18 protein-coding genes are annotated in these 18,211 nt (G+C 64.2%); 13 read left to right on the forward strand and 5 right to left on the reverse strand.

From position 1 onward, the window contains the following. The first annotated feature begins 22 nt into the window (after positions 1 to 22). Positions 23 to 1,162 (forward strand): polysaccharide biosynthesis/export family protein, encoded by a 1,140-nt coding sequence (locus tag OKW27_RS32015; protein WP_167368626.1) that lies wholly within the window; start codon positions 23 to 25, stop codon positions 1,160 to 1,162. Positions 1,163 to 1,211: 49 nt separating this feature from the next. Next, entirely contained in the window at positions 1,212 to 3,455 is a 2,244-nt protein-coding gene (locus tag OKW27_RS32020) for a polysaccharide biosynthesis tyrosine autokinase (protein ID WP_429335829.1), read from the forward strand. 96 nt (positions 3,456 to 3,551) lie between these two features. Here the strand turns inward: OKW27_RS32020 and OKW27_RS32025 are convergent, their stop codons facing one another. Further along, positions 3,552 to 5,021: a hypothetical protein gene (locus OKW27_RS32025; RefSeq protein ID WP_429335830.1), complete on the reverse strand. Its 1,470-nt coding sequence runs from the start codon at positions 5,019 to 5,021 to the stop codon at positions 3,552 to 3,554. Positions 5,022 to 5,104: 83 nt separating this feature from the next. Next, positions 5,105 to 5,716, reverse strand: a complete 612-nt coding sequence (locus OKW27_RS32030; RefSeq protein WP_429335831.1) for a hypothetical protein — start codon at positions 5,714 to 5,716, stop codon at positions 5,105 to 5,107. Between the two features lie 349 nt (positions 5,717 to 6,065). On the opposite strand from OKW27_RS32030, the gene OKW27_RS32035 reads away from it, so the two are divergent. The 4 genes from OKW27_RS32035 to groL all read left to right on the forward strand — a co-directional run bounded on the left by OKW27_RS32035 (position 6,066) and on the right by groL (position 9,648). After that, on the forward strand, positions 6,066 to 6,455 hold the full coding sequence (locus OKW27_RS32035) for a hypothetical protein (RefSeq protein ID WP_090803262.1): 390 nt from the start codon (positions 6,066 to 6,068) through the stop codon (positions 6,453 to 6,455). Between the two features lie 229 nt (positions 6,456 to 6,684). Then, complete coding sequence (locus OKW27_RS32040; protein WP_429335832.1) at positions 6,685 to 7,131, forward strand: FkbM family methyltransferase; 447 nt, start codon at positions 6,685 to 6,687, stop codon at positions 7,129 to 7,131. Positions 7,132 to 7,663: 532 nt separating this feature from the next. After that, positions 7,664 to 7,954 carry a co-chaperone GroES gene (groES, locus tag OKW27_RS32045; RefSeq protein WP_008923887.1) on the forward strand — a complete coding sequence of 97 codons (291 nt, stop codon included), beginning with the start codon at positions 7,664 to 7,666 and terminating at the stop codon, positions 7,952 to 7,954. 53 nt (positions 7,955 to 8,007) lie between these two features. Next, positions 8,008 to 9,648, forward strand: coding sequence for a chaperonin GroEL (groL, locus tag OKW27_RS32050; RefSeq protein WP_018419577.1), 1,641 nt, complete (start codon positions 8,008 to 8,010; stop codon positions 9,646 to 9,648). A gap of 204 nt (positions 9,649 to 9,852) precedes the next feature. Here the strand turns inward: groL and cysC are convergent, their stop codons facing one another. Further along, positions 9,853 to 10,491 (reverse strand): adenylyl-sulfate kinase, encoded by a 639-nt coding sequence (gene cysC, locus OKW27_RS32055; protein WP_090803263.1) that lies wholly within the window; start codon positions 10,489 to 10,491, stop codon positions 9,853 to 9,855. Between the two features lie 26 nt (positions 10,492 to 10,517). Next, positions 10,518 to 11,537: a chondroitin 4-O-sulfotransferase gene (locus OKW27_RS32060; RefSeq protein WP_262413439.1), complete on the reverse strand. Its 1,020-nt coding sequence runs from the start codon at positions 11,535 to 11,537 to the stop codon at positions 10,518 to 10,520. A gap of 21 nt (positions 11,538 to 11,558) precedes the next feature. Here OKW27_RS32060 and OKW27_RS32065 point away from each other — a divergent pair, with 21 nt between their 5' ends. Beyond that, the gene (locus tag OKW27_RS32065) at positions 11,559 to 11,726 is read left to right on the forward strand and encodes a hypothetical protein (protein ID WP_429335833.1); all 168 of its coding nucleotides are present in this window, start codon (positions 11,559 to 11,561) and stop codon (positions 11,724 to 11,726) included. Between the two features lie 308 nt (positions 11,727 to 12,034). On the opposite strand, the gene OKW27_RS32070 is transcribed toward OKW27_RS32065, so the two are convergent. Continuing rightward, positions 12,035 to 12,898 carry a hydroxymethylpyrimidine/phosphomethylpyrimidine kinase gene (locus tag OKW27_RS32070; RefSeq protein WP_429335834.1) on the reverse strand — a complete coding sequence of 288 codons (864 nt, stop codon included), beginning with the start codon at positions 12,896 to 12,898 and terminating at the stop codon, positions 12,035 to 12,037. Between the two features lie 383 nt (positions 12,899 to 13,281). On the opposite strand from OKW27_RS32070, the gene OKW27_RS32075 reads away from it, so the two are divergent. From OKW27_RS32075 to OKW27_RS32100, 6 genes are all read left to right on the forward strand, one after another. Next, positions 13,282 to 13,452 carry a rubredoxin gene (locus tag OKW27_RS32075; RefSeq protein ID WP_006047743.1) on the forward strand — a complete coding sequence of 57 codons (171 nt, stop codon included), beginning with the start codon at positions 13,282 to 13,284 and terminating at the stop codon, positions 13,450 to 13,452. A gap of 375 nt (positions 13,453 to 13,827) precedes the next feature. Continuing rightward, complete coding sequence (locus OKW27_RS32080) at positions 13,828 to 15,234, forward strand: hypothetical protein (RefSeq protein ID WP_429335835.1); 1,407 nt, start codon at positions 13,828 to 13,830, stop codon at positions 15,232 to 15,234. Between the two features lie 308 nt (positions 15,235 to 15,542). Then, positions 15,543 to 16,121 (forward strand): YqgE/AlgH family protein, encoded by a 579-nt coding sequence (locus OKW27_RS32085; protein WP_090803272.1) that lies wholly within the window; start codon positions 15,543 to 15,545, stop codon positions 16,119 to 16,121. Positions 16,122 to 16,131: 10 nt separating this feature from the next. After that, complete coding sequence (gene ruvX, locus OKW27_RS32090) at positions 16,132 to 16,572, forward strand: Holliday junction resolvase RuvX (protein ID WP_429335836.1); 441 nt, start codon at positions 16,132 to 16,134, stop codon at positions 16,570 to 16,572. Next, positions 16,559 to 17,098 carry a bifunctional pyr operon transcriptional regulator/uracil phosphoribosyltransferase PyrR gene (pyrR, locus tag OKW27_RS32095; RefSeq protein ID WP_429335837.1) on the forward strand — a complete coding sequence of 180 codons (540 nt, stop codon included), beginning with the start codon at positions 16,559 to 16,561 and terminating at the stop codon, positions 17,096 to 17,098. The genes ruvX and pyrR overlap by 14 nt, the downstream gene beginning before the upstream one ends. A gap of 68 nt (positions 17,099 to 17,166) precedes the next feature. Continuing rightward, complete coding sequence (locus tag OKW27_RS32100) at positions 17,167 to 18,192, forward strand: aspartate carbamoyltransferase catalytic subunit (RefSeq protein WP_184045376.1); 1,026 nt, start codon at positions 17,167 to 17,169, stop codon at positions 18,190 to 18,192. Positions 18,193 to 18,211: the final 19 nt, after the last annotated feature.

Here is an 18,211-nt window from a genome sequence, read left to right on the forward strand (position 1 = left end):
TCGGGGCGAAGGAGTAAAGATCATGAGCTCACTTGGTTTTCGCACAGGAAGTCTTGTGGTTTTCGCAAGCGCAGCATTGCTTTCCGGATGTCAGGTCGTACCGGGACAACGGATGGTCACGCCGGCCGCGATTCAGGAGACGGGTGGCGAATTCAGTACCGAAGGCTCGCAGCAGAAGCAGATTCCGATCACCGATATCAATCTGGAACTGGTGAAGAAGATGAATGCCGACCAGACTGCCTCGGTGTTGCCGCCGACGACGACGGGTCTGTTCGGCAAGCCGGCCATGTACAGGGTCGGCCCCGGCGACGTGCTGCAGATCGTCGTGTGGGATCACCCGGAACTCGCGGCCGCGCTGGGACAGCCGCCGACGACCTCGCGCCCTTCCGATGCAATGCCGGGCTTCCTGATCGACGAGCACGGCGACATCCAGTTTCCGTACGCGGGCAACCTGCATGTCGCCGGCAAGGACGTCGCGACGATCCAGCGCGAGCTGTATTCGCGGCTGAGCAAGGTCTATCAGAAGCCCGAGGTGACGGTGCGCGTCGCGTCGTTCCGTAACGCGACGGTGTATATCGATGGCGAAGTGCGCACACCGGGCACGCAATCGATCAACGACATTCCGCTGTCGCTGACGAACGCGATCGGCCTGAGCGGCGGCTTCAACGCGACCGCGGATCGCAGCCGGGTCGATCTGATCCGCGACGGCAAGACCTATAGGCTGAACATCGACGAGCTCATCAAGCGCGGCCTCAATCCGTCGGATATCTATCTGCAGCCGGGCGATACCGTGCGCGTGAACGGGCGCGAAGACAGCGGCGTCTACGTGATGGGCGAAGTCAACAAGCCGGCCACGGTGCTGCCGTTGCGCAACGGCTCGCTGACGCTGTCGCAGGCGATCTCCGACGGCGGCAGCTTCGACTCGAATACGGCTTCGGGGCAGCAGCTGTTCGTGATCCGCAATTCGACCAGCGACTCGCCGCAGATCTATCACCTCGATGCGACCTCGCCGGTGGCGATGCTGCTCGCGAACCAGTTCGAGCTGCAGCCGAAGGACATCGTGTACGTCGGTCAGGGCGGTCTGGTCCGCTTCAACCGTGTGTTGAACCTGCTGTTGCCCGCGATCAACGCGGCGGTGACGGGAGTCGTCGTGTCGAAGTGACGCTTGCGTGACGCGATATCTGAACCGGCAGGCCTTGTTGGGTGAAAACATGGCAATCAATTACGAAAACCGTTACGCCGGCGTGTATGAACCGGGGCAGTTGCATCTGTCGGACTACGTGCGCACGATCGTGCGCGGTTGGCGCACGATCCTCACCGTGGCGCTGATCGCGCTCGCGCTCGGTTGCGCGTACGCGTTCCTCACGCCGCCGGTCTATCGTTCGGACGTGCTGTTTCACGTCCAGGACAGGACGGCGAACGCGGTCAACGTCAATGCGAACGGCCGGGACGCGGCGGCGCCGCTTCCCGGCGCGTACGATTCGAAGCCGTCGACCGCGGCGCAGATCGAGCTTTTGAAGTCGCGTCTCGTCACCGAGGAGGCGGTCCGCGCGCTGCACCTCGACATTACGGCGAAGCCGCGTTATCTGCCGGTGATCGGCAGCAGGATCGCCGGACTCGTGAACGGGCACTGGTGGTTCCGGCTGCCGTCGTTCGTCAACCTGCGCGGGTTCGCGTGGGGTAACGAGAGCATCGCGGTGTCGCGCTTCGACACGTCGAAGGACTTGTATGGCGAGACCTTCACGCTAGTCGCGGGCGCCGGCAACACCTTCATGCTGCGCGATCCTCACGGCAGCGCGATCCTGTCGGGGCACGTCGGCGAGACCGTGCAAACCGATACCGCGGTCGGCCCGGTCACGCTGCACGTCGACTCACTGGTCGGCGCGCCCGGCTCGCGTTTCGAGCTGACGCGCGCGTCGACGCTCGGCACGGTAGAGCGTCTGGCGAAGACGATGGTCGTGCAGGAAACGGCGGAGGACTCCGGCGTGATCCGCGTGAGTCTCGAAGGCGCCGATCCGGCGCTGACCGCGGCGATCGTCAACAACGTGGCGCGCCAGTTCGTGCGGCAGGATCTCGCGAGCCGTTCGACCGAATCCGACCACACGCTCGCGTATCTCGAACAGCAACTGCCCGACGCGCGCAAGGCGCTCGACGACGCGGAAGAGCGCTACGGCAAGTTCCGCAATACACATGGCGCCGTCGATCTCGGTGAAGAAAGCAAGCTGCTGCTGCAGCAGATCGTCGACAACAAGACGAAGCTGCTCGATCTGCAGCAGCAGCGCGCGGAGCTGTTGCAGCGTTTTACGCCGAATCATCCGATGGTCGCCGCGCTCGATGCGCAGATTGCCGCGTTGCAGGGCGCGCAGAGCACGATGAACCACAGCGTCTCGACGATGCCCGACACCGAGCAGACCGCGCTGCGTCTGCAGCGCGACGTGCACGTGAACACCGATCTGTACATGAACCTGCTCAACAGCGTGCAGCGACTGCGGGTCGCGCAGGCGGGGCAGGTGAGCGGCGTGCGCGTGGTGGACTTCGCCGAAACGCCCGACGATCCGGTGTGGCCGAAGCGCATGCTGGTGATCCTGATCTCGCTCGGCGGCGGCCTCGCGCTCGGCTTGCTGCTGGTCTTCTTGCGGCGCGCGATGCGCGGCGGCGTGGAGCGCCCGGACGAACTCGAGGGGATGCTCGGCGTGCCGGTATTCGCGGTGGTGCCGCGCAGCCAGACGCAATTGCGCCTGCAGGAAAAGGTGTCGCTGCGCCAGCGCGGGCAGCATGTGCTGGCGCAACAGGCGCCCGAAGATATCGCGGTGGAAGGGGTGCGCAATCTGCGCACCTCGCTGCAGCTGTCGCTCGATCATGCGGCCAACAACGTCGTGATGATCACCGGCTCGCGGCCCGATGCGGGCAAGTCGTTCCTGTCGGTGAATCTGGCGACGCTGGTCGCGTCGGCGAACAAGCGCGTGCTGATCATCGACGGCGACATGCGACGCGGCGACGTGCATTCGCATTTCGGCGTCAGCCATCGGCCGGGACTGTCCGACGTGCTGTGCGGCGGCGATCTCAACGCGATGATCCAGCGCGACGTGCTGCCCAACCTCGACGTGCTCGCGAAAGGCACGCTGCCCTCGCACCCGGCCGAACTGCTGATGAGCAAACGCTTCGAAGCGATGCTCGAGGTGTTGAAGCCGCAATACGACGTCGTGATCATCGACACGCCGCCGGTGCTCGCCGTGACCGACTCGACGCTGATCGGCAAATACGCGGCGACGACGCTGCTCGTCGTGCGGCATGGGCGTCAACCGCTGCATGAGATCATCGAAACCACCAAACGCCTGCGTAACGGTGGCGTCGGTCTGCGCGGCGTGCTGCTCACCGACGTGCCGCAGGAAGCGGCGTTTCTCGGCTCAGGGTATCAGGGCGGCTATTACGGCTACGACAGCATCGCCGGCTGACACTGCTGCCTGCGCGCGCGTCTTTCGGGGCGCCGCGCGGGCGGGCGTGGTCGACTGCACGCCCGTGCCGCCGTCCCGCGAGATACCTCGCAATCCTTAGTGGTGACGCAGCAGATCGCGCAATGCGCGCGACTCTTCCGCCGTCGGCTGCATGGTTTGCCACGCCGACTCGTGCGACGCGAGCGCCACGAGCCGTTGCGCGGCCTTGCTGCTCGAATCGATCCGCAACGCTTCGTTGGCGTTGTGCGACGCGCACTCCCACTGTCCCACGTTGCTGCAGCCGCGCGCGAGGCTCAGCAACGCGTCGCGTTGCTGCTCTAGCGTGCTCACCTGGGCGCGCATGCTGCGCGCGTCGCGATTGTCGGCCTGCGCGGTGATTACGGCGGCGAGGCGTGCTCTGGTCGCCGCCAGATTGCCTCGTCGCAGATAGCCGTGCGCGGCTTTCAGATTGCGCTCGGCGTCGGCGCGCTGTTTGTCGGCTTGCGTGAGCGGGGCGGCCATCGTGTCGGTGTTGCTGTTGGTGCTGGTCGACGCGAGCGCCGCGCCACGCGGCGTGGGCGCGGAGATGGCCGCGCTCGATGTCTTCGTTGACGCTACGGCGCGCGCGGTCGTGACAACGGGCGTTGACGGTCGCGCTGCGGTCGGCGTGGTCACAACGACGGGCGTTGACGGTCGCGCTGGGACGGGCGCGGTCGCCACGACGGGTGGAGCCGATCGCGCTACGGCAGGCGCGGTCGCAACGACCGGCGGTGACGATGGCGCAACGGTCGGTGCGGTCGCCACGATGGGCGGGCTCGATCGCGCTACGGCAGGCGCGGTCGCAACGACGGGCGGTGACGATGGCGCAACGGTCGGCGCGGTCGCCACGATGGGCGGGCTCGATCGCGCTACGGCAGGCGCGGTCGCAACGACCGGCGGTGACGATGGCGCGACGGTCGGTGCGGTCGCCACGATGGGCGGTGCCGGTGGCGCGACGGGGGCCGCGTGCACGTTCGCCGGTTGCTGCCGCGCGACGACAACGGGACGCGGCCGTTGGGCGACGATCGACGCCGGCTTCGGCGCCGCGGCAACCGACGGCGCCGCATTCTGCGCAACGTTCTGTGCAGGGGCTTGGCCAGGGTTGTCCGGGCGCACCGTGCCGAAGACCGTGACCGGCGTGTCGACGCTCGCATCGTCGTCGTTGAATAGAACGAAGCCGACGTACACGACGCCGAGCGTCGCGAGCGCGGCTGCGGCAAGCGCGAGCGGATGCCGCCGTCGACGCCCGCCCGGCTCGAACGTCGCTTCGTCGATCAGATCGTAGGGGCTCATCTTCGTTTGTGCGGAGCGTCGCGACGAACGGTCCGCGGGCAAGCTCGCGGCCGCTGGCAGCGGTTCGAGTTGCGTGCGCGATGCGCTCAGCGCCCGGGATCGCGCGGAGCGCTCGCCGGGCTTGTCGTCCGTATCGAACGAATCGATCGGCAGCGCATGGCATGCGGGACACGGCGAAAAGCGGCCCGACAGCGGCACGCCGCAGTATGCGCAGTGATGGAAAAATGGCTGGTCGGAGGTCGTGTCGCGCGGCATGGCCGTGTCGCTCCACTGGCGCCGAAGGGCGGCGCCATCAAAAAGAATGTATGCAACGACGCCCGCAAGCGGCGTCGGCCGGACTACTGGACGACGTAACCGCGCGCCTGCATGCACGCGCCGTAGGCGGCCCAATAGCGGGTCATCGGCGGCTCGGGCGCGGGCAGCGGCGGCAGCTTGACGTTCGACGCCAGCGAAGCGGCCGCACCATCCGACGCGCCGGGTGCCGCGTTCGCACTGGGGCCCGTTGCCGCTGCCGATGCGTTCGGCGGTGCATTCGCCGCCTCGGTGGCTGGCGCGCCTGGCGCGCTGGCGCCGGCCGCGGCTTCGTTCACCGGTTTCGCCGACGATGCACCGCCAGGCGCTTGCGCGCCAGCCAACGGCGCGCTCGCGGCTTCGGGCGCGCTCGCGCTCCACGGCAGCGGCGTGGCTGAGAAGGAACTAGGTGGAAGCGGCGGTTTCGACGGTACGCCGGTCGACGCACCTTTGGCCGCGGGCGGCTGACGCGGCGGAATCTGCGACTCGTGGGCCATGTTGACCCCGGTCACGCGGTTCGCCTCGGCGTAGCACATCGCGTTGTCGATGCTGCGCTCGTAAGGGCTCTGACTTCGGATCGGATAGGTGACAGGCCGCCACGCGAACGCGGCAGTGCTCGTCACCAACAGCGTCAGTACGGTATATGTTCTAAATGCCATCGCAGTCACTCCCGCAGCGATGTCTCGCCTTTTTGTGTTTGATTTCGTGTCGTGCTTTCGTTCTGTGCTCGTTGCGCGTCGTGTTCGAGCTCGTTCTCATGCCTGGCGCTCGTGCTTCTGTCGCGGCCTGCCGATAGGCCGTGGCGTTGCGGTGCTTGCGCCACCGCTCCCCGGAACGGGCACGTCGCGAATGCCGCTTTAATGAGCGTAGCACCGCGGTTTGGCCACGCGATGCATCGGATAGCGCGCGAAAACGCCATCGTGCAGTGCAATCAGGACACAATCGGCGAGGCGGCGTTGAAGATCGGGACAATCCCTGGTCGCCACGAAGGATCGTCAGGAGTCGAAGATGAAAAACCTATCGTATCGCTATCGGCCGCTTTGCGCAGCGTTCTGTCTGTCGGTGCTGTCGCTCGCCGCGCCGCTCGCGAGCGGCGCGAGCGACGCCAACATGAGCGCGGAGACGGCGGGCGAGCGCGCAAGCTTCGCGCGGGCGTTTTGCGACGTGTCGCCCGAGCGGATCGACGCCTATAAGGAGCGGCTCCGAAAGGTCCTGACCGGTGCGACCGATTTCGATCAGCACTGGGACACGGGCTGGCACCGCGCCGACATCACCAATAGCCAGATGAACGCACTGCGCGAGCGAGATCCGAAGGAATTCGCGGCGCGCATCAAGGTCAATTGCGAACGGCTCAAGTGGATGGCGGGTAATGCGTTGCACCGGCCTGCGCAGAAGTGAAGTGAAACGAGCGCGCTGTCGGGCGACCGAAACTGGCGGATCGTGGCCTGATGCAGAAGGCTTCGCCGGGCTGAATCTCGCGCGGCTGTAGTCGACGACACGCGAACCGACTGGAACCGGAAGCTTTTTGCATCACTCGACGGTTTCGGCCAAAAATACACATTATTATGACTTTCGCTTAATGTTCGGCTAACCGTCGAGTAGTGGTTGGCGCGGCATCAACATAGACATGGATCCGGTGAAAATTGAAACGTTTTCTCTTGCGCGGTCCGGTGATGTCAATGTATGTGCGGCCGTCTCGAACGAGAAACAGCTCAAGGAAGTCTATAATTTTTCAGTGGCTGCGGCCAAAGTCCAGAAGCCTATCTCCGTCCGGACCGTTGAAACCACCATATTGAACGACGTTCTCGAGCACACCCCGTACGCCGATCAGGAAATCGATCTGCTTTCCATCGACGTGGAAGGTCACGATTACGAAGTCTTGCGATCGATTGATATCAGCAGGTATAAACCAAAAATCATTATTGTGGAGTCTACGCTGACTTCGATAAGGGAAGTAATAGCTTCCGCCATATTTCGCTATCTGGAGGAGCGCAATTATCGACTGGTCAGTTGGACATATTTGTCGCTGATCTTCAGAGTGGAAAGATCTCAAATCTTTCGCACTCAGTTATAGCGTTACGGTTCTGCAAGTATCGTCCTTGCAGCTGCTATCAATTTCACAATCCCGCTATCAACGGCCGCTGCAACGGTCCAGATATACTTGGACCGACTGGTGCCTCAGCCGCCAAGCACATTCATGAGCCCCCTCGACTTGCCTGAAGGCTGACTATCGTAACGGCCCGCGCTTATGGGGGATTTCCCTGGGTTTGACGTTTCGAGCGGGCGCTCCGCTCCGAAGTCGCTGCCTCGTCATGGCTCGCCTCTTCCTTCACGAAGGGCCGAATCTCAACGCAACACGTCGGTAAATTATTGTTTTCTTAGAGAAAATGCCGAACGGCAGACGTTCCGCACGGGGCGGGTTCAAGCCCGAGCGAATCACGTTTGAGGGTGAGTGAACTTCGACCGCGTTCCCCGCTTCTTGAATTTGTCACTGCCCGTCCATATAATTAGCACTCGCTGCACGAGAGTGCTAACAACATCTCCGGTTGGCTCGGCCAGCCGGGTTTTTCTCAGCGTTCTTCAGTCTCAATCAGAGAGGAGTATGTATGAACCTTCGTCCTTTGCATGATCGCGTGATCGTCAAACGTCTGGATCAGGAAACCAAGACCGCGTCGGGCATCGTGATCCCCGAAGCCGCAGCGGAAAAGCCGGATCAAGGTGAAATCCTCGCAGTCGGCCCGGGCAAGCGCGACGACAAGGGCGCAGCCATTGCGCTCGACGTGAAGGTCGGCGACCGCGTCCTGTTCGGCAAGTACGCAGGCCAGACCGTCAAGGTCGACGGCAACGAACTGCTCGTGATGCGCGAAGAAGACATCATGGCCGTGGTGCAGAAGTAAGCGCAAGGTCGCTACTTCACCGGTTATATCCAAAGTATTCAAGGAGTTAGAAGATGGCAGCTAAAGACGTCGTATTCGGTGATTCCGCCCGTGCCAAGATGGTCGAAGGCGTGAATATTCTCGCCAACGCCGTGAAGGTCACGCTGGGTCCGAAGGGCCGCAACGTGGTTCTCGAGCGCAGCTTCGGCGGCCCGACGGTCACCAAGGACGGTGTGTCGGTCGCGAAAGAGATCGAACTGAAAGACAAGCTCCAGAACATGGGCGCGCAAATGGTCAAGGAAGTCGCTTCCAAGACCAGCGACAACGCAGGCGACGGCACGACGACCGCTACGGTTCTCGCGCAATCGATCGTCCGCGAAGGCATGAAGTACGTCGCATCGGGCATGAACCCGATGGACCTGAAGCGCGGTATCGACAAGGCCGTTGCAGCCGCAATCGAAGAACTGCGCAAAATCAGCAAGCCGTGCACGACCAACAAGGAAATCGCCCAGGTTGGCGCGATCTCGGCGAACAGCGATTCGTCGATCGGCGAGCGCATCGCTGAAGCAATGGACAAGGTCGGCAAGGAAGGCGTGATCACCGTCGAAGACGGCAAGTCGCTGCAAGACGAGCTGGACGTCGTCGAAGGTATGCAATTCGACCGCGGCTACCTGTCGCCGTATTTCATCAACAACCCGGACAAGCAAGTCGCCGTGCTCGAGAACCCGTTCGTGCTGCTGCACGACAAGAAGGTGTCGAACATCCGTGACCTGCTGCCGGTGCTCGAGCAAGTCGCGAAGGCTGGCCGTCCGCTGCTGATCATCGCTGAAGACGTCGAAGGCGAAGCGCTCGCAACGCTGGTCGTCAACAACATCCGCGGCATCCTGAAGACCGTTGCCGTCAAGGCTCCGGGCTTCGGCGATCGTCGTAAGGCGATGCTGGAAGACATCGCGATCCTGACCGGCGGTCAGGTCATCGCTGAAGAAACCGGCCTCACGCTCGAGAAGGCAACGCTGGCTGAACTGGGCCAGGCGAAGCGCATCGAAGTGGGCAAGGAAAACACCACGATCATCGACGGCGCTGGCGAAGCAGCGAACATCGAAGCTCGCGTCAAGCAAGTGCGCACGCAGATCGAAGAAGCGACCTCGGACTACGACCGTGAAAAGCTGCAAGAACGCGTCGCCAAGCTGGCAGGCGGCGTTGCAGTGATCAAGGTCGGTGCTGCGACCGAAGTCGAAATGAAGGAAAAGAAGGCACGTGTCGAAGACGCACTGCACGCAACGCGCGCGGCTGTGGAAGAAGGCATCGTGGCGGGTGGCGGCGTCGCGCTGATCCGTGCACGTACGGCAATCGCTGGCCTGAAGGGCGCTAACGCCGATCAGGACGCAGGTATCAAGATCGTTCTGCGCGCCATGGAAGAGCCGCTGCGCCAGATCGTCGCCAACGGTGGCGAAGAAGCGAGTGTCGTCGTGGCAGCGGTTGCTGCTGGCAAGGGCAACTACGGCTACAACGCAGCGACCGGCGAGTACGTCGACCTGGTCGACGCAGGTGTCGTGGATCCGACGAAGGTGACGCGCACGGCGCTGCAAAACGCAGCTTCGGTTGCTGGCCTGCTGCTGACGACCGACGCAGCTGTCTGCGAACTGCCGAAGGAAGATGCTCCGATGCCTGGCGGCATGCCCGGCGGCATGGGCGGCATGGGCATGGACATGTAATTCCGCTCGGGCCTCGTGGTCCGGCCGCGTGGTTGAACTGCCGCGCGTCTGGATCACGGCCGAGGCCCGGCTGGAAGTCCGTGGGGGGAGTGCGCCGCGAGGCGTTTCCCCAAACGAAAAAAACCCGCATAAGCGGGTTTTTTCGTTTGGGGCCGGCGTTGATGTGCTTGCTGGCGAGCGCTTCCGGACGACCTTTTGTCCGGATCAGGCGCCCGCGGCGTGAGCCGTGCGATGAGAGGACCTTCCGAGGCACTTTTCGCGCAGGTAGTGGAAGATCTGCGCGACGCTTTGCGCGGGGCTCAGCGTTCCCGTGTCGACGTGCAGGTCGGGATCGATCGGCGCTTCATAGGGCGCTGATACGCCGGTGAACGAGCTGATCTCGCCAGACCTCGCTTTCGCGTAAAGACCTTTGGGATCGCGGCTCGCGCAGGTGGCGAGCGAGGCGGACACATAGGTTTCGACGAACTTGTCGGCTCCGATGATCGCGCGCGCCATTGCCCGATCTTCGCGTAGCGGCGAAATCAGTGCGGAAATCACGATCAGACCCGCGTCGTTCATCAATTGGGCGACGTGCGCGACCCGGCGGATGTTTTCGCGCCGGTCGTCGGGCTCGAATCCAAGGTCGCTCGCCAGACCGTGCCGGATGTTGTCGCCGTCGAGCACATAGCAGGCGTGACCGAGCGCGATCAGTTGCTCTTCGAGCGCAAACGCGAGCGTCGATTTGCCGGCGCCGGACAGGCCGGTCAGCCAGATCGTGGCGGGCATCTGATCGAACATGCGTATGCGGTCCTGCACCGCGATCTTGCCGTGGAAGCGTTGCACGAACTGGGGCGGCTCTTTCATGGATAGGTTCTCTTGGCTCTTCTGGCTCATTCGCAGTGCCAGCCTTGCCGCCAAGTGCCGGCGTTGTGCAGGCTTTCGGTGGAATTGGCAATGGTAACGCGAAAGCCTTCCGGAATATCGTTCGGCAGTGGAATCGAAAATCCGCTGTATGCGCTCGGATAGCCGGCGCTCGCCACATCGGGCCGCGGCTCGCCGCTGCAGCCGGTCGCGACGATCTGCGTGCCGACCCGCACCTCGAGCGGCACCTGCCGCTGCGGCTCGCTCAGGTTGACGGCCCAGCCGCACACTACGCCGTCGCGCACCGTGTCGACAAAACCGTCGAACAGGTCGACCGGCGGACGCTGCCGGCTTCGCGCGAACTCCAGATAGGTGTCGATCGGCGCGAGATCGAAGCGGCGGATCACCTCATGCACGCGCGACAGGAATGAGCCGTCGAAGCCGAAAACGGTCGAACTATAGACGTGCGGATTGTCGAGCTGATCGATTTCGGACTGAATCACGCGGACCAATTCGAGCGCATTCGAAAAGACGCTGCCCGTTTCTTTCGCATAAGCTTCCACGATCTGACTCGCGTCGCGGAACAGTTCGTAATCGAGGCTATTGTCCTCGATAAATTTTTGTCTTGTTGCGTCGCTTAAGTGAGCCTTGCCCTTCGCCGTGCCATTGGTGCGATTCGCTTCGAAATAGAACGGCAATTTCATCCCAGTCGAACCGCAAAGCCGCAGTAAGAATTCGCTCATGTCCTCGCAGACGCCGACGGTGCCGATCTGTTCGCGCAAATGGATTTGCGCAACGGCGAGGCTCGTTTGGTTAGCCACTGGCTCGCCGCTCAACATGTGCACGAACAGGTTCTTGCCGCCGAGCGATTCGCTGACCCACTCGTCGAGCGACAGCACACCTTGCTGCGCCAGAGCTTCCGGCGTGGACACACTGACGCCGCGTGTGACCTCGCCGTTCTTGCCGTTCGCCGCATACCAGTAGTGCGAGATCTGGCGCGCGAGCGGATCGCGCAGGATCGTGCAGTAGTTGACCGGATGTTTGATCATCCGATGAATGCCATACGGTAGATGACCGCCGCCTACCTGCGTCGCGAGCAGCTTTGCGCGACAGTTTCCCCAGCCATCCTGAGCCCAGATAAAGCTAATGAATTGGTCATTACCTTTATTCAAATCAAAAAACGAAATAACGGTCGAACCGCCGCATTTCGGTGGATGGATGAAGAAGGTGGGAAATGACATGTGGGGACATATGACTTATCGTGATGCGTAAAGTCTAGACAAAAGATGTCATCGGCGTTGTAACGTTTGATTACGCGGTAAAACGTCCGGTTGCATCGCCGACAGCAAGATTCATGCGGCTATGCAAAATAAATTGACTAGGATGCCCGCGAGACGAACTGGGCGCGGCAGTATCGATAGCTACGCGCTAATTACATTGTTCAATTTGGTTAAATCGAATGGAAAGTCGCACCAATCGCGAAAGTCACATTAATGAAAAAACCGGCTGACAGCGGGTTTTTAGTCGATGCCGACAAATGGCGAGGTCAGTGCCGCGCTTCCCCCGGCGCCGCGCCCTTGCCTTGCGCGGGCGGCGTTTCGTCTTCATCGCTGCTGCGCGCCCAGAAGAAGCGATCGGGCATGTACGCCCCCATGCCGGGCCGGAACGCATTGCGCACTGCCTGATACAGATACTCCTGGCTTTCGCGCACCGCTTCCGCGGGCTCCTGGCCGTTGGCGAGAAGCGCGGCGATCGCCGCGCCGAGCGTATCGGTCAGGCCCGTCAACCGATGCGGCGCGCGGTCCCACATGTCCTGACGCAACTGGCCGTCCTCGCTGAAGAGTGTGTTGACGAGCCGATGCGTGCCGGTTTCGGTCGACAGAATGTACTCGCAGCCCTGCGACAGCAGGTGCGAGATCGCCGCGTCGAGGCTCGGCGCCTCCGCGTCGCCGTCGGGCTGCGCGAGCGCGAGCAGCGTCGCCGAGTCGGCGACTAGCAGCGTGGTTTGCGGCGCGAGCAGATCGGCGATCGCTTCGCGCAGTTCGTCGGCGGCGAGCACGTGCTCGTCGTCGAGCGTGAAGTCCGGGGCGAGGATCAGTGGGATGTCGTCGTAGTCGGCGACAACTTCCGCGATCGCGCTGACCACTTCGGCGCGCGTGCACCCGCCGACCTTGAATGCGGCGATCGGCATGTCCTCGAGCAGCATGCGCGCCTGCGTCGCGACGATGTCCGGGTCGAGCCCGGTGACTTCGTCGCAGTTCGCCGAGTCGCGCACGGTATAGCCCGTGAGCACGGAAACGCCGTGGCAGCCCATGCTGGCAAGTGTCAACAGGTCCGCCTGCAGGCCGGAGCCGCCGGTGGGGTCGGAGAGACCGAAGGTGAGGACGATCGGAGGCGTGTCGCTGGGCATGAAAATGGATAAGGAAAGCAGGATTTCGGCGCGCAATGCGCAATTGGCTCAATTATGCGGCCTAAACCGTGGAGAGGGCGTTTTTTCGCGCGGCGGGGATCGCCAGAGGCTGGCTCGCGGCTCGCTGACGCGCGGCCGGCGGGGATTGCTTTGAGGTTGCCACGCTAGCGCCGCGAGCTTGCCGAGGGCGCCCTCTATCGCGCTGCCGGGTGTCCCCACCGCCATGCGGCATGGCGCCGCGAGCGTCGTCCGCACGGCGCGCGGGCGCACCGCCGAAGCCCGCTCCACGCTACGATTGCGAGTTTTCGATTGCTAGGCATGGGGGCGGCAACACGGTACCATCATGGCTCCCGCTTCCACGGACTCAACGACGCGACAAAAGAATGGAATATCAAAGCTGGATGTGCCTGATTTGCGGCTGGATTTACGACGAAGAGGCCGGCTTGCCCGACGAGGGCATTGCGCCGGGCACGCGCTGGGAAGACGTGCCCATCAACTGGACGTGTCCGGAGTGCGGAGCGCGCAAGGAAGACTTCGAAATGGTCCAGATCTGAAGTTCGGCAAGCCGCCGGCGTCAGCCGGCCGGTCGTTCGCGTCGCTTGATCATTGTTCCGGCGGCGCGGTTTGATGGGCTCGTGCGACTCGCCGGAAGTTTCGGCCCCCAAACCGGGTCCCGAGATTCGGTCCCGAACCTGAACCCTGAGCTTCGATCCCGAAAAGTCAGCGGCGTCATCCGCCGCGCAATTGCTGCAATCGCTTGATGCGTCCGGCACGCCCGGCGCCTGTCTGAGCGCGCCGGCGCGGAACATCGCCGGTCGCGTCGTGTCGCAACGGTAGTCTGTCATTGTCCTGTCGCCGGTTCGCGCGGTGGCCGCTCACTCAGCATGCGGCGCGAAGCGACGGCCCCGTCAGCTTCGTGTCGCCTGCCCATGACTCTTCGATCCGCAGCACCCGTTTCCATCGACGCACTGCCGAACCCGCGCGGTGGCGCGGTCCGCCCTGCGGAACTCGCGCTCGCCGAGGCGTCGCTCGCGTTCGAGCAGCGCGACGAGAGCGGTGCCGCGCTGCTGCGCGCGTCGCATGCGTTGCGCACGGCGGGCTGGCTCAGCGCGCAGCGTTTCACCGACGCCCTCGTGCGGCTCTCGCCGCTCGCGAGCGGCGAGCCAGCCGAAGCGGAAAGCGCGCGGCCAGTGTTCGGCGCGGCGCTGCGCGACTTCCGCGCGGCGCTCGAACGTCACAATCTGCGCGAGCTCAGTTGCTCGCCGACGCTGTTCAACCACTACCGCGAGCTGTGTGCGCAACTCATCGAACCCACGCCGGGTTCCGCCGTTGCGTTCGAAGACCTCGCGCTGTGCGCGCGGCCAGTGCCGCCGGCTTCGCTGCACGCGCAATCGGCCGATCAGCTTGCCCATCTGCGGGCGCGCTACGAGCGCGCGTTGCTGCCGGTGCTGCGCTCGCAGGCCGACACAGGCAGCGCGGTGGCGCTTGCGGTCACCAACGCCGCGCTCGACGAGCTCGACGCCGTGTTCACCGAACTCGCCGGCCCCGATCCGTATGACTTCTGGCGGCTCGCGCGCGCCTGCGCGAAGGCGCTGCGCGCGCGCGGCCACGCAATCCGCGATATCGAGGCGCGGCGCTTCTACGCGCGCTGCAACCTGGCGCTCGCCGATCACGCGCGCGGCATCGAGCGCGCGCCGCGTTCGCTGGTGCGCGCGACGCTCGCGCTGCTGTGGCGCGACTACGCGCTGTTCGGCGCGGCCGCGCAAGACGCCGACCAGGTCGAGGTGCTGCACGATTATGGCTTGACCGTCGACTGGCACGTCGCCGGCACGCAGTTGTCGGAAGCGCTGTGGGAGGCGGGCGCGCTCGAGGCGCAGTCGCTGCCGCACACGCGCGATCTCGGCGTGCTGAGCGTCAACGCGAACGCGTACGAAGACTTCCTGCAGACCGCCGACGCGTCCATCGAGGCGCTGGCCGCCCATGCGCGCGCGGCCGATCAGCCGGAAAAAGCCGACCCGAGCGAAGCGCTGCAGGCGGGCGATGCCGCCTACCGGCTTGGCTCGGCCGCCTGCGCGCTCGGTCTCGGTCACGTGGCGCTGCTCGCCGACGCGCTGGGTCTCGCCTGGCGGCGTCGTGCGCATGCGGGCGTCGCGACGCCGGCGGTGCGCGCGCACGTGATCGTCGGCGCGCCGCCGGCCGACACACTCGAGCAGGCCGCCGAGGCCTTGCGTGCGTCGCTGCACAAGGTCGCCGCGGGCGTGGGGCCGGCGGGCGGCAGCTTCACGCAGGCGGCGCTCGCCGCGCTCACGCGTGCGATCGAGCAGGGCGGCGCGTGAAGCGCAAGCCGGGTCGAACCAAACGCGCGACGGGGCGCGCGAATTGCGTGCGCAACGCTTCGACCGACGCGCGCCGAACCCGCTGAAACCCATTGTGACAAGTCACAATCCCGCAACTTCGCGACGCGCGCCGAACGTGCCGTTCTACGCGGTGTTTCGGCGCCTGATCGCGGCATGGCGCAAGTCGCGCGCGTGATAGAGTGCAACTTGATCCGGCGTCGATGGCGCGTCGCGTAGCGTGCAACCCAACGCGTTGCAATGCTCAAAGCAGCCCGCCATGACGCATCGTCTTTGCTAAAATCCGAACTATGTCCAAGAGTACCGATCGCATCAATCTGACCAACCAGTTCCTGATCGCCATGCCGAACATGGCCGATCCGACGTTTTCAGGAACGGTGGTCTACCTTTGCGATCACAGTGAGCGCGGCGCGCTCGGCCTCGTGATCAACCGGCCGACCGATATCGACCTGCAGGCGCTCTTCAATCGCATCGATCTGAAGCTCGAGATCGAACCGCTTCTCCATGTCCCCGTATATTTCGGCGGCCCGGTGCAAACCGAGCGCGGCTTCGTGCTGCACGATCCGAAAGGCGGCAGCGCATACACGTCGTCGATGTCGGTGCCGGGCGGGCTCGAAATGACCACGTCGAAAGACGTGCTCGAGGCCGTCGCGAGCGGCAACGGTCCGGAGCGTTTCCTGCTGACGCTCGGCCACGCCGGCTGGGGCGCGGGTCAGCTCGAAGACGAAATCTCCAAGAACGGCTGGCTCACGGTCGAGGCCGATCCGAAAATCGTTTTCGACGTGCCCGCCGAAGATCGTCTCGAAGCGGCGCTCGCACTGCTCGGCGTGTCGTTGTCGATGCTGTCGGGCGAGGCCGGGCACGCATGAGGGGCCGCGCATGAATCTGCCGGCCGGACGTGAGGCGACGCTGCTTGCGTTCGACTACGGAGAGAAACGCATCGGCGTGGCAGTCGGCAATTCGCTGACGCGCCGCGCGCGGCCGCTCGTCGTCGTGCAAAACCGCAGCAGGGACTACCGCTTCGAAGCGCTCGGCAAGCTGATCGCCGAATGGAAGCCCGATGCGCTGGTGGTCGGCCTGCCGATGCACCCCGACGGCACACCGCACGAGCGCACGCAACTCGCGAAGCGCTTCGGCAACCAGTTGAACGGCCGCTTCAATCTGCCGGTCACGTGGGTCGACGAGCGCTACTCGTCGGTCGAGGCCGAGGCGGAAATCCGCGCCGGCAATGCCCGCGCCGACATGCTCGATGCCGAAGCCGCGAGCATCATCCTCCAGCAATATCTTGACGGACTTTCCGACGATCATGAGTTCCATTGACGCCGAAGCGCTGTATCGCGCGTTGCTCGACCAGATTCGAGCGGCGTATGGCGACCAGCTCGCCGCCACGCAAGGCGGTGCCGACGCGGCGGTACTGGCGGGTATCCATAGCGGCGGCGCGTGGCTCGCCGAGCGGCTCGCGCGCGACCTGAAACTGCCGAGCTTCGGCGTGGTGAACGTCGCGCTGCATCGCGACGACTACGCGAAGAAAGGGCTGCACGCGCAAGCAAGCCCGACCTCGCTACCGTTCGAGGTCGATGGCCGCCGCATCGTGCTGGTCGACGACGTGCTGTACACCGGCCGCACGATTCGCGCGGCGGTCAACGAGCTGTATGACTATGGCCGGCCGGCATCGGTCGAACTCGCGGTGCTCGCCGATCGGGGCGGACGCGAGTTGCCGGTGGCGGCGCGCTTCGTCGGTGGCGTGGTCGACGTACCCGCCGACGCGACGCTCGTGCTGGCCCGTGAAGACGACGGCGCGGGCGGCCAGCGGTTTTCTTTTCACACTGAAGCACGCGTCGATTGAAACGCGCGTGAGCGGCGTGTCGACGCGACCTCGATCACGTTGAAGCCCGTATTTGAAGCAGGTACATAATGAACACCGCCACCCCGGCTCCGCAAGATTCCTCCGCTAGCGCACCCGAGCGCTTCCGCTACGGCTTCCTGAAGGGCAACCCGCAGCTCACGAAGAGCGGCGAGCTCAAACATCTGCTGTCGATCGAGGGGTTGCCGAAGGCCATCGTCAATCACATTCTCGAGACCGCCGACCAGTTCGTCAGCGTGACCGATCGCGAAGTGAAGAAGGTGCCGCTGCTGCGCGGCAAGTCGGTGTTCAACCTGTTCTTCGAAAACTCGACGCGCACGCGTACCACGTTCGAGATCGCGGCCACGCGGCTGTCGGCCGACGTGCTGAATCTGAACATCAACGCGTCGTCGACGAGCAAGGGCGAATCGCTGCTCGACACGATCAACAACCTGTCGGCGATGCACGCGGATCTGTTCGTCGTGCGTCATGCGTCGAGCGGCGCGCCGTTCCTGATCGCGCAGCACTGCGCGCCGCACGTGCACGTGATCAACGCCGGCGACGGCCGTCACGCGCACCCGACGCAGGGTCTGCTCGACATGTACACGATCCGCCACTACAAGAAGGACTTCACGAAGCTGCGCGTGGCGATCGTCGGCGACATCCTGCATTCGCGCGTCGCGCGCTCGGACATTCATGCGCTGACCACGCTCGGCGTGCCCGAAGTGCGCGCGATCGGTCCGCGCACGCTGCTGCCGGGCGGGCTCGAACAGATGGGCGTGCGCGTGTTCCACAACCTCGACGAAGGTCTCAAGGATGTCGACGTGATCATCATGCTGCGCCTGCAGAACGAACGCATGAGCGGCGCGCTGCTGCCGTCGTCGCAGGAGTACTTCAAGAGCTGGGGGCTCACGCCCGAGCGTCTCGCGCTCGCCGCCCCCGACGCGATCGTGATGCACCCCGGCCCGATGAACCGCGGCGTCGAGATCGACTCGCAGGTCGCGGACGGCCCGCAATCGGTGATCCTGAATCAGGTCACGTTCGGTATCGCGGTGCGCATGGCGGTGATGGGGATCGTCGCGGGCAATAACGACTAAGCAACGACTGATCGGGAAG

Origin of the sequence: Paraburkholderia sp. 35.1 (genome assembly GCF_050436525.1) — a bacterium.
GTDB classification, from domain to species: domain Bacteria; phylum Pseudomonadota; class Gammaproteobacteria; order Burkholderiales; family Burkholderiaceae; genus Paraburkholderia; species Paraburkholderia tuberum.